This is a genomic window from Grylomicrobium aquisgranense (assembly GCF_033971865.1).
Classification (GTDB): domain Bacteria; phylum Bacillota_I; class Bacilli_A; order Erysipelotrichales; family Erysipelotrichaceae; genus Bulleidia; species Bulleidia massiliensis.
Genome location: NZ_JALBUR010000051.1, coordinates 1 through 11,066, shown reverse-complemented (window position 1 = coordinate 11,066; position 11,066 = coordinate 1). Strand labels below are relative to the sequence as shown.

Annotated in this window: 10 protein-coding genes and 1 rRNA gene; 10 read left to right on the top strand and 1 reads right to left on the bottom strand. The window is 49.0% G+C overall.

What is annotated here, in order from left to right:
- From rrf to MOZ60_RS10930, 9 genes are all read left to right on the top strand, one after another.
- A 5S ribosomal RNA gene (gene rrf, locus MOZ60_RS11615) occupies positions 1 to 83 on the top strand; the annotation flags it as partial.
- A 244-nt stretch (positions 84 to 327) separates the two neighbouring features.
- Entirely contained in the window at positions 328 to 1,818 is a 1,491-nt protein-coding gene (locus MOZ60_RS10965; RefSeq protein ID WP_370596710.1) for a family 1 glycosylhydrolase, read from the top strand.
- 194 nt (positions 1,819 to 2,012) lie between these two features.
- Positions 2,013 to 2,447, top strand: coding sequence for a 50S ribosomal protein L13 (rplM, locus tag MOZ60_RS10960; protein ID WP_108774453.1), 435 nt, complete (start codon positions 2,013 to 2,015; stop codon positions 2,445 to 2,447).
- 14 nt (positions 2,448 to 2,461) lie between these two features.
- Positions 2,462 to 2,863 carry a 30S ribosomal protein S9 gene (gene rpsI, locus MOZ60_RS10955; RefSeq protein WP_108774452.1) on the top strand — a complete coding sequence of 134 codons (402 nt, stop codon included), beginning with the start codon at positions 2,462 to 2,464 and terminating at the stop codon, positions 2,861 to 2,863.
- A gap of 235 nt (positions 2,864 to 3,098) precedes the next feature.
- Complete coding sequence (locus tag MOZ60_RS10950; protein WP_277645526.1) at positions 3,099 to 3,854, top strand: threonine/serine exporter family protein; 756 nt, start codon at positions 3,099 to 3,101, stop codon at positions 3,852 to 3,854.
- A 1-nt stretch (position 3,855) separates the two neighbouring features.
- Positions 3,856 to 4,305, top strand: a complete 450-nt coding sequence (locus tag MOZ60_RS10945) for a threonine/serine exporter family protein (RefSeq protein ID WP_108774450.1) — start codon at positions 3,856 to 3,858, stop codon at positions 4,303 to 4,305.
- Between the two features lie 56 nt (positions 4,306 to 4,361).
- The gene (locus tag MOZ60_RS10940; protein ID WP_370596709.1) at positions 4,362 to 5,075 is read left to right on the top strand and encodes an ABC transporter ATP-binding protein; all 714 of its coding nucleotides are present in this window, start codon (positions 4,362 to 4,364) and stop codon (positions 5,073 to 5,075) included.
- A gap of 5 nt (positions 5,076 to 5,080) precedes the next feature.
- Entirely contained in the window at positions 5,081 to 7,501 is a 2,421-nt protein-coding gene (locus MOZ60_RS10935) for an ABC transporter permease (protein WP_370596708.1), read from the top strand.
- Positions 7,502 to 7,885: 384 nt separating this feature from the next.
- Positions 7,886 to 9,253, top strand: a complete 1,368-nt coding sequence (locus tag MOZ60_RS10930; protein WP_108774445.1) for an MATE family efflux transporter — start codon at positions 7,886 to 7,888, stop codon at positions 9,251 to 9,253.
- An 84-nt stretch (positions 9,254 to 9,337) separates the two neighbouring features.
- On the opposite strand, the gene MOZ60_RS10925 is transcribed toward MOZ60_RS10930, so the two are convergent.
- On the bottom strand, positions 9,338 to 10,300 hold the full coding sequence (locus MOZ60_RS10925; RefSeq protein ID WP_370596707.1) for a P1 family peptidase: 963 nt from the start codon (positions 10,298 to 10,300) through the stop codon (positions 9,338 to 9,340).
- A 105-nt stretch (positions 10,301 to 10,405) separates the two neighbouring features.
- Here MOZ60_RS10925 and MOZ60_RS10920 point away from each other — a divergent pair, with 105 nt between their 5' ends.
- Positions 10,406 to 10,897 carry an OB-fold nucleic acid binding domain-containing protein gene (locus MOZ60_RS10920; protein ID WP_277645117.1) on the top strand — a complete coding sequence of 164 codons (492 nt, stop codon included), beginning with the start codon at positions 10,406 to 10,408 and terminating at the stop codon, positions 10,895 to 10,897.
- Positions 10,898 to 11,066: the final 169 nt, after the last annotated feature.

The following is an 11,066-nucleotide window of genomic DNA, read 5'->3' as shown; positions in this document are numbered from 1 at the left end:
CACCTGTTCCCATCCCGAACACAGAAGTTAAGCACTTCAGCGGCGAAGATAGCCTTACGGGCAAAAAGAGCACGCTGCCAGGTTAGCAAGGATCCTTACGGATCCTTTTCTTTTTTCCCTTCAGCATACCCAAAAAAGCGAGGCCTTTCAGCCTCGTTTTTCGCTTTCTTGTAAGTACTCGACAATCATGCCTGTTAAAAAGGGCAGTCACTCTGATACGATGAGTCCTGAAAACCCTGGGATTTCGGGGACTGATGAAAGATAACTAAAAAATCATATCCCTTTTATCTGAATGCGCTATCATTTATATATCATAAGGAGGAATATATGGCTCATTTTCAAGAAGGTTTTCTCTGGGGCGGTGCTACGGCAGCCAACCAGGTAGAAGGTGGATGGGACAAAGATGGCAGAGGTCCTGCAAAAACGGATGTAACGACGGGAGGCTCCTATAAAGAGCCTCGTTATATCACATACATTGACAAGGATGGCAAACCAGGAAAGATGAATCAGTTTGCCCATCTGCCGGAAGGTGCACATTATGCTGTGCTGGATGGCGTTCATTATCCGAATCATAATGCTGTTGATGAATATGACCGGTATAAGGAAGATATTGCGCTTTTTGCTGAGATGGGATTCAAGGTATACAGAATGTCCATTTCCTGGAGCCGTCTCTATCCGCGCGGTGATGAAAAGACACCAAATCCGGCTGGCATTGAACATTACCGCAAGGTGTTTGAGGAGCTGCACAAGTACAATATTGAACCGCTGGTTACGATCTGGCACTTTGATACACCTTTGTATCTGGAACAGAACTATGACGGCTGGAACAATCGTCAGCTGATTGATTTCTATGTCCGCTTTGCGACAACCTGCTTCACTGAATATAAAGGCCTTGTTCATTACTGGCTGACATTCAATGAGATTAATAATACTTGTGCATTTATTCCGATGAAGAAAGAAATGCTTCATATGGATAAGGCACAGGAAGATGCCGAATATCAGGAAGCATACCAGCAGCTGCACTATCAGCTTGTGGCCAGTGCCAAGGCTGTACAGATCGGTCATGCCATCGATCCTGACAACATGATCGGCTGCATGCTTTCTACTTCCTGCTCTTATCCGGGTACATGCGATCCAAATGATGTTCTGGAAAATGAACACAACTGGGAGAATGCGACGTACTACTGCGGAGATGTCCATGTCTTTGGAAGCTATTCTCCGTTTGCACAGAGACTGTGGCGCATTCATGATGTTCATCTCGACATTACGGAACAGGATCTTGCCGATCTGGAAGCCGGCACCGTTGACATGTATACATTCAGCTATTATTCATCCGGTGTTGTGACAACACATAAAGTTGATGAAAAGGTTGGAGGCAACTTCTCCAATGGGGCCAGAAATCCTTATCTACAGTATTCTGACTGGGGATGGTCACTGGACCCGACTGGTCTTGAATACTTCCTGGAGAAGATCTATGACCGTTATCGTCTGCCTTTGATGGTAGTGGAGAATGGTCTTGGTGCATATGACAAGGTTGAGCCGGATGGCAGTATCCATGATCAGTACCGGATTGATTATCTGCGCCCGCATATTCAGGCGATGGACAGGGCAATTGAGAACGGCGTTGATCTGATTGGCTATACGACATGGGGATGCATTGACGTTGTCTCAGCCGGAACTGGTGAAATGAGAAAGCGCTATGGCTTCATCTATGTTGATATGGATGACGAAGGAAAGGGTACACTTAACCGCAGCCGCAAGGATTCGTTCTACTGGTACAAGAAGGTTATTGCGTCCAACGGTGCTGACCTGGATTAACATCGTTTCCATGTAACTCTCAAAGCTCTGGGTTGCCAGAGCTTTTTATCCTGGCGGCAGAGCACCTGGAAATTCCTGTTTTTCAGTGCTTTCAGCTATAAATAATGGTTGACTGGAAGAATGGCTGGACGTAAAATAACAGTCGGCATCTCATGCCAAATGTAGCCCCGGAAACTACATATGGAGGATGAAATATGCGTCAGACAACGATGGCTAAGCCAAACGAAGTCAAGCGTCAGTGGTATGTGGTAGACGCCACTGACTGTGTCCTGGGACGTCTTGCTTCTCAGGTCGCAACAGTATTAAAGGGCAAGAACAAGCCGATTTACACACCTAATGTTGACTGCGGCGATTATGTAATCGTCATTAATGCAGATAAGGTTCGCATCACTGGTGATCAGGATTTCAAGAAGTTCTACTTCTCTCATTCCCAGTATCCGAATGGTCTGCGTGTCAGAAGCACAAAGGTGATGCGTGAACAGTATACAGTTGAGTGGGTCACAAAGGCGATCACTGGTATGCTGCCGCATAACAAGCTCGGTGATCAGATGCGCAAGCATGTATTCGTTTATGAGGGTGCTGAACATCCTCATGCAGCTCAGAAGCCTGTTGAGCTGAAGATTAAGTAAGGAGGATAAGGACAATGGCAGGTAAGAAGAAAGTTACTTACATCGGAACAGGACGCCGCAAGCAGTCCGTTGCCCGTGTCTTTATGACTCCGGGTACAGGTGTGATCACAGTTAATGGACGCACTCTGGAAGAGTATCTCCCGCAGGCTACTCTGCGTATGGAGGTCAATGCTCCGCTTGTACTGACTGAGACAAAGGGTCAGTTTGACATCAAGATCAATGTTTATGGCGGCGGTTATGCTGGCCAGGCTGGTGCTATGCGTCATGGCATCTCCCGTGCTCTGCTGGAAGCCAGTGCAGATTACAGACCTGCACTGAAGAAGGCTGGATTCCTCACACGTGATTCCCGTATGAAGGAACGTAAGAAGTATGGTCTGAAAGCTGCTCGTCGTGCACCGCAGTTCAGCAAGCGTTAATCAGAGTATGGCTTGGAAAACCTGGAGAGATTTCTTCAGGTTTTTTTGTGCTTTCATGCAGAGGCAATTTTCGGATTCCAGAAAAGCATCTGGGCAAGAGTACATATAACGGTGTGTACAGGCATGAAGAATTGACGCGGGGAAAGGATATTTATCTTTGGTTCTTATTTTCTTTGGCTTGTTTTTCTGGTTTTGCTACAATGGCGACTGAAAGATTGTGTGAAGGATGAAAGATATGGAGCGCAGGGAATTGCTGCATGCTTTGATGGATCTTGGTGAGCTGATGTTAGTCAGCGGCGGTGAGGTGAAACGGGTAGAGGATACGATTACCCGCATGGGTGTGGCGTCTGGCGCTGCCAGGATGAATGTCTTTGTCATTACCAGCAGTATTGTTGTGACGATGGAAGATCCTGACGGTTGTGAATATACAGAGACAAAACGTGTTCTGATGAGTACTGCGAATCATTTCCGCCGTCTGGAGCAGCTGAATCAGCTGAGCCGTTCCTTCTGCAGCAGGCCGTGCACTGCGGCAGTGCTGCATGAGCAGATTGAAGTGATCCGGAACCAGAAAGAGAAAATATTCTGGCTGTATTTTGGCAGTGTGATGGGAGCTGCGGCTTTTGCCATCTTCTTTGGGGGGACGCTTGTGGATGGTATTGCCTCCGGCCTGATGGGACTGTTTGTCTCTCTGCTTGTGAGCTATCTGGAGCCATACTGCCCCAATGCCGTATCATTTAATCTTCTGACAAGTTTCCTGTGCGGATTTGGCATCTGTCTTCTTGGCCGTGCCATTCCAGGCCTGCATGCAGATATGATTATGATTGGTGATATCATGCTGCTGATTCCCGGTATTCCAATGACGAATTCCATTCGGGATGTACTGGTTGGGGATACGATCAGCGGTACGCTGCGTCTGACGGAAAGCATGGTGCGGGCAGCGGTGATTGCGGCTGGCTTTATGCTTGCCATCATGGCAGCAGGGAGGCTTTAAGATGCAGACAGTTCTGATTCAGCTGGCCGCGGCTTTCTTTGGATCGCTTGGCTTTTCCATCATGTTCCGGGTACGGGGGAAGCTGCTTCTGCCGGCCAGCCTTGGCGGCCTGTTCACCTGGAGCATCTATCTGTTTTTGTTTCATATCACGCATCATGTCTTTGCGCCTTGCCTGGCAGCCTCTGCATTTGCGGCAGGCTATGCAGAAGTTCTTGCCCGTCTGCTGCATGCGCCGGCAACGCTGTTTGTCATTCCTTCTGCGATCCCGCTGATTCCAGGATCCTATCTGTATTACGGCATGCTGGCGGCAGTGCAGAACCGCATGGAAGAGTTTCAGCAGCAGTTTTTTGTCATGATGGAATTTGCCATTGCCATTGCTCTGGGCATGAGTATCATCTGGACGGTAATCTATATGAGCAGCCGTTTCCATCACCATCGGACAGCCGGATAATGTCTGGCTGTTTTTCTTTTGCAGGATTACAATACTATATGAAAGGGGTTTCATATATGGAACGGGCACAGGGTTATATCCGGTTTGAGAATGCAGTCAGAATCTATGGCAGCTCCAGTACTGCAGTGCATGCTCTGGATGGGGCCAGCTTTACGATTGATCAGGGAGAATTCTGTGTGATTCTTGGTTCTTCCGGGGCTGGCAAGACGACCCTGCTGAATATGCTCGGGGGCATGGACCGGCTGACATCGGGGCATATTTATCTGCAGAATAAAGAGATCAGTGCCTTCTCAGATAAAGAACTGACAGAGTACCGCCGCCATGATGTTGGCTTTGTCTTTCAGTTCTATAATCTGATTCCGAATCTGACAGCTCTGGAGAATGTGGAGATTGCAGCGCAGCTTTGTGACCATCCCATTCCTGCCAGGCAGGCTCTGGAAATGGTTGGGCTGCAGGAACGTATGCATAATTTTCCTTCTGAGCTGTCCGGCGGGGAGCAGCAGCGCACGGCCATTGCCCGTGCTCTGGCAAAGAATCCATCATTGCTGCTGTGTGATGAACCTACGGGGGCCCTTGACTATAAAAATGGCAAGGCAGTGCTGAAGATGCTGTATGAGCTGAGCAGACAGCGGCATACAACGGTTGTCATCATCACGCACAATCAGGCGATTGCGCCGATGGCAGACCGCATCATTCACATGCGGAGCGGCAGAATTCTGGATGATGTCAGGAATGGGCATATCCAGAATGTGGATGAGATTGTCTGGTGAGGATCATGAAAGGAATTGGTAAGCTGACCAGACGGTCTATTCTCAGCTTTCCGGGGCGCTGGCTCGCCCTGGTGCTGATTGTGATGCTTGGTGCCGGTTTCTTCTCTGGCCTGCGTATTACCCGTCATGCCATGGAGACGGTTGCACAGAATTACTTCTCACAGCAGAATCTGTATGATTACCGGCTGTATTCTTCCCTTGGCTTTACGGATAAGGAGGTCAGTGCACTTGCGGATCTGGATGGTATCGGACAGGCGGAAGGACAGAAGAGTCTTGCTTCCATGGGTTCATTCTCAGGACGCAGAGATGTGTATACGGTTTTTGCTCTGCCGGAAAAGATCAATGTGCCGGCGCTGACTGCCGGCCGCATGCCGGCAGATACATCCGAGTGCCTGGGGGATGACAGTTTCTTTGACAAACAAGATCTTGGCAAGACTGTTACACTGGAAACAGATGATCTGAAAAGAAAGGAATATACGATTTCCGGACTTTGTTCTTCGCCGCTGTATATTGGCAATGATCGCGGTACAGCATCGATCGGGACGGGCTCTGTTCAGGCATTTGTCTATGTGATGGACGATGTTTTTGGTGATGTCTGTACAGAGGTGGATCTGACACTGCTGGAAAAGGCAGATGCGTACAGTCAGGCATATGATGATCTTGTATCGGAATTTCAGGATGAGGTGGAGAAAAAGTGTGTTCAGGTGTCCGATGAACGTTATCATACACTGCTGGCAGATCATTTTCTGACGGAATGGTCTGGTGAGGCTGCCGGCATCGTTTCACCAAAGACATATGTACTGACGCGGAAAGATAATGCCGGCTATGTGAGCTTTCAGAACGATACATCGATTGTCAGCGGTATTGCCAGCCTGTTTCCGGTATTTTTCGTACTGATTGCGATGCTTGTATGCGTGACGACAATGACCCGCATGGTGGAAGAGGAACGCGGCATGATTGGCACACTGAAGGCACTTGGCTTCTCTGACGGTGCCATCACGGCAAAGTATCTGCTGTATGCAGGCAGTGCCTCCCTGCTAGGATGGATCATTGGCTTTTTCGGCGGTACATGGGCGCTGCCGCAGATTTTCTGGAAAGCCTATCAGGTCAGCTATCATTTTGCCCGGATGCCGTATGTGTTTTCTGGTTCTCTTGCAGGAGGAACACTGGCAGTGACAATGGCAGGAATGCTTGCCTGTACGTGGTACAGCTGCCATCATGAGCTGAAAAGTACGCCTGCTGCTTTGATCAGACCGCTGCCGGCACGCCATGGCCGCCATCTGTTCCTGGAACGTTTTTCATTCTGGCAGCGTCTTTCCTTCCTGCAGAAGATTTCCCTGCGCAATGCTTTCCGCTATCCGCAGCGTCTGGTCATGTTTGTAACAGGCATTGCCTGCTGCACGGGACTGCTGGTAACCGGCTTTGGCGTCAGGGATTCCATGATCGGAATTTCTTCTTTGCAGTTTGACAGCATTCAGACGTATGACATGGCATTGTCTTTTGCCAGTGGGAAACAGGATCAGGTGGAAAGCGGACTGCAGCAGAAAGAACATATCAATGGCATGCTGGCGGGCAGGGAAACGATTGTCACGGCAGGCAGTGATGTGCAGATGAACGGGGTGCATCTGTACCAGTTTGCCGATGAGGATGATTTTGGTTCATACTGGCATCTGATGCAGGATGGCAAACCGGTTTCGTATCCATCGGGAGGAGAAGCGGTTATCAGCAGTTCGATCTCCCGCCGTCTTCATCTGCAGAAGGGGGATGCACTTGTTATGACAGACAGTGATCATAACTGTCTGATGGTGAAAGTCGCAGGTGTTTTTGATAGTTACATCGGAAGTTTTGTCATCATGAACAGTGATGCTGTCATGGATGGAAGTACATGGCAGACGAATATATTCCTTCTGAAATGCAGTGACAGTTCGGATGACTTTGCAAAGGAACTGACATCCATCAGTGGAGTTACCGGACTGGAAAGGCTGCAGCACACAAGGCATACGGTGGACAGAGCTTTGTCCTGCCTGCACTATATCATTGCTTTGATTGTGGTTCTCTCCGGTGCCCTTGCCTTTGTTGTCATCTGCAATCTGACCAGTATCAATATCGCTGAAAGAAGCCGGGAAATTGCAACCGTTGAAGTGCTTGGCTTCTATCCCGGAGAGACGTACAGTTATGTTCTGCGTGAAAATATCATTCTTTCTGTTCTTGCCGGTCTGCTTGGCCTGCCGGCAGGCACTCTGTTTGTCCATGCCGTAATGGCACGCATTGTGGTTGATGCAATGTCGTTTGATGTTCATGTATCTCTGCGTTCATACGTGCTTTCGTTTGCTGTGACGATGCTTTTTGCCATGGTTGTCAATGTGCTGATGCGGCGCGTGATCCGCAGGATCAATATGGCAGAGTCGCTCAAGGCGGTAGAGTAAAGAGACATCATTCTGTGAAAATCCGGAAAAGAATGATATTCATGGTTTTATTCTGAAAAAATGGAAAAATAATTTGCAATATTCTGCAATTCTGACCGCCTTTTTTCTGGGAATTGCTTTATTCATAGCAGGATGGTGGTATCATGGTGCCATTGTCCTTGGGGCATTGGTGACGGGACTGGCACTGTTTGTGCTGGTCAGGCTGGCTTCGTGTCCTGTGCCGCTGCTTTCGCCTCACCGTCTGTATCATATTTTCATCAGAAGTTTCCGGATCTGGAAACAGCAGAAATCAGACGGAGGATGTTCCGTCAGAAGGCGTCGCAGGGATCTTTGTTTCATCGCAAATAGTGGGCGGACTGCCGCAAGTGTAAAGGAGGATTGGGCATGAATACGAAAAATGATATGCTTGAAGGAAAGATTGGAAGACAGATCCTTCTTTTTTTCTTTCCAATTATGTTTGGATCTCTGTTCCAGCAGCTTTACAACACAGTCGATGCGATCGTTGTCGGAAACTTTGTCGGCAAGGAAGCTCTTGGTGCAGTAGGGGGCTCTACCGGTACTGTCATCAATCTTCTGGTGGGCTTTGTTGTCGGCCTGAGTTCCGGTGCGACAGTTGTCATTGCCCAGTATTATGGCAGCCGCCAGGAGGAAGGCGTGCGCAAAGCAGTAGACAGTTCCATGTACCTGTCACTCATCCTGGGCATTGTTTTTACTATTGGCGGTATTCTGCTGGCACCTTCCATCCTGCATCTGCTGAAAGTGCCGGATTCCATTTATGGCTATTCTCTGATCTATATGCGCCTGTATCTGGCCGGTATGGTACCCTCACTGATCTATAACAACGGAGCCGGTATTCTGCGTGCTGTTGGTGATTCCAAACGCCCTTTGTATTTTCTGGTAGCATCCTGCCTCACCAATATTATACTTGATATCCTGTTTGTCGTTGGCTTTCACTGGTCCGTTGCCGGAGCCGCCATCGCTACGGTGCTTTCGGAAGTTGTTTCCTGTGCTCTGACACTGTGGGTGCTTGCCAGAACGGAAGATATCTATGCTTTTAAGATGCGCGATCTGTCCGTGGACTGGAAGGTGCTGGCGAGTGTGATTGTCATTGGTTTTCCGGTTGGCATTCAGTCTTGCCTGTATTCCATCGCCAATCTGTTCATTCAGTCCAGCGTCAATGGCTATGGCACGGATACGGTGGCAGCATTCACTGCCTTTGGCAAGATTGATGCTTTGTTCTGGAATTCTTCTGCGGCACTTGGCCAGGCTGTGCTGACATTCTGTGGCCAGAACTTTGGGGCAGGCAAGATTGACCGGGTAAAGAAGGGAATTCACAGAGGACTGCTGATGTATGTCATTGGTGCCGGGGCAATTTCTCTGGGATGCATGCTGCTGGGCCGCTGGATCTACCGTCTGTTTACACCGGATGCAGGTGTTATCAATATTGGCATGCAGATGCTGTGGTACATGTGTCCGTTCTGGGTGACATTCTGTGGTGTTGAGATTCTATCATCATCCATGCGTGCATGCGGTGACTCGATTGTCCCTATGGCCATGACTGCGATTGGCGTAGGGGCCTTCAGAATCCTGTGGATCCTGTTTTTCCCTGCCTCCCGTCTGTTTGATACTCTCGTTTGTTATCCGATCAGCTGGATCGCAACATCAATCATGTTTTTCCTGTATTACTTCCAGGGCGGCTGGCTGAAACGTGCCGTCCGCCAGAGAGAAAAGCTCATGGCTGCAGCAAAGTAAAAGAGGCTGTAACAGGTGCTGATGGTTTAGCTCTGTTCCAGGCCTCTTTTATTGATACGGGTGCTGTGAATGTACTGCTTCTGATTATTTCATATCATTTGCACAAGGCAATCCAAAGACAGAAGTGGCATGGAGAACAGCTGCATCGATAGCTTTGGCAACGGTTCTTGCAGCAAGCGTGCCAGCCACATTGATATCAGCTTTGACCTGCGGATGGCTCAGGGCATACAGAGTGTCTCCGTCAAACATGGTATGAACCGGATTGATTGAGCGGGCATAGCCGTCATGACCCATGCCGGCAATTTTGGTCAGCTCAGTCTTGTCAAAGATGCCGTTGGTCAGAATCGCCGCAATGGTTGTATTGGTATTGGATGGCTGGGGTGTCATCTGGTAAAGTGCTTCTTCGCAGGCTGGCTCCATGGTTCCCGACTCATCCCGCAGGCCGGCAAGTTTCCTGCCGGTATCGGGATCATAGATATCGCCAAAGGCATTAACCACGGCAATCGCCCCTACCTGCAGGCTGCCCAGCTGGTAAGCAGCTGCGCCGATGCCTGCTTTCATTGCATGTTCCATGCCGCGTGCTTTGCCAACAGTTGCACCCATGCCGGCACCGTGATTTCCCTGGCGGAAATTCCCGGCATTCTGGCATGCCTGATAGCCCATGGCCGCATCTGGATATGCATCAGGATCACCGATGCCAAGGTCAAAGATGCAGGAACTGACAACAATCGGCACGGGTCCATACGCAGTTGCGAACCCGATGCCTTTTTCTTTTAGCCAGCGCATGGCGCCGCAGCTGCTTTCCAGTCCGAAAGCAGAACCGCCTGAAAGAACAACGGCATGCACTGCATCATTGGCTGCCAGCGGATTGAGAAGCGCATTTTCCCGGCTGGCCGGACCGCCTCCCCGTACATCAGCGCCGCATACTGCACCTTTTTCTCCAGTCAGAATAACGGTGACACCAGTCGCCTTTTTTTCATCCTCACACTGACCGATGGAAAATCCTGCAATATCTGTGATTTCAATTGATTTCAGTACTGTAGTCATGAAAACCTCCGCTTTTTCTGGATTCATGGTAGCACAATGCCTGTTTTTGTGGTATAAAGCCATTGATTATCTGAATAGAGCCATATTTGGGAAGAAAAATAGACAATGATGGGACCAAGAGATTATTTTACATTTGAAACAATTCGTGATCATGAACACAATGTGGTTTGTTACTATGTGACCGCAATCGGAACCATTGAGGAAGACGGTGCTGTGCATCTGCGGGGGGATATGGGTCCGGACAAGGATGAGAAGATGGCGTTCGGCAGGATTACGCTGCATAATCAGGACCGTAAGATCAGTACGCTGCTGAAGGAGACAAACAGCAGGGTATATTACCATATTCATGATGAAGAAGGATCTGTGGATGTGATCAGTTTTACAGCCAGAAACTGGCGTGCAGATGAAGCCTATGAGCTTGAGGCAGGGGACCGCGTTATGGTGCAGGGCAGAGCATATCTGCGCAAGAATGATGTGGAGCGCTATCCGGGCAGACTGCCTGAGATCAGTATCACAGTAAGCGGACTGTTCCGTCTGAGCAAGGCACACAAACCGCGCTTTCAGGGGATGAATGCATCCCTGATTCCGCAGAAATAAGCAGAAGGACTCTGAGAAAATGCCAGAGTCCTTTTTTGTAAGACGCTATTTTCAAAGATTTAGTTGATGAGGCTGTAAACACCAAAATATCATGAGCTATATGCCTCATAGAGGTTAATTGGCATTTTAAGCTTTGGGATCTCCGCACAGGTAAATGGAATCTGTTCAA

Excerpts from the sequence above, each read along its gene's own strand:
- MOZ60_RS10920 (WP_277645117.1), top strand. The coding sequence starts at position 10,406 with ATGATGGGACCAAGAGATTATTTTACATTTGAAACAATTCGTGATCAT.
- rpsI (WP_108774452.1), top strand. The coding sequence starts at position 2,462 with ATGGCAGGTAAGAAGAAAGTTACTTACATCGGAACAGGACGCCGCAAG.
- MOZ60_RS10950 (WP_277645526.1), top strand. The coding sequence starts at position 3,099 with ATGGAGCGCAGGGAATTGCTGCATGCTTTGATGGATCTTGGTGAGCTG.
- MOZ60_RS10965 (WP_370596710.1), top strand. The coding sequence starts at position 328 with ATGGCTCATTTTCAAGAAGGTTTTCTCTGGGGCGGTGCTACGGCAGCC.
- MOZ60_RS10940 (WP_370596709.1), top strand. The coding sequence starts at position 4,362 with ATGGAACGGGCACAGGGTTATATCCGGTTTGAGAATGCAGTCAGAATC.
- MOZ60_RS10925 (WP_370596707.1), bottom strand. The coding sequence starts at position 10,300 with ATGACTACAGTACTGAAATCAATTGAAATCACAGATATTGCAGGATTT.
- MOZ60_RS10935 (WP_370596708.1), top strand. The coding sequence starts at position 5,081 with ATGAAAGGAATTGGTAAGCTGACCAGACGGTCTATTCTCAGCTTTCCG.
- rplM (WP_108774453.1), top strand. The coding sequence starts at position 2,013 with ATGCGTCAGACAACGATGGCTAAGCCAAACGAAGTCAAGCGTCAGTGG.
- MOZ60_RS10945 (WP_108774450.1), top strand. The coding sequence starts at position 3,856 with ATGCAGACAGTTCTGATTCAGCTGGCCGCGGCTTTCTTTGGATCGCTT.
- MOZ60_RS10930 (WP_108774445.1), top strand. The coding sequence starts at position 7,886 with ATGAATACGAAAAATGATATGCTTGAAGGAAAGATTGGAAGACAGATC.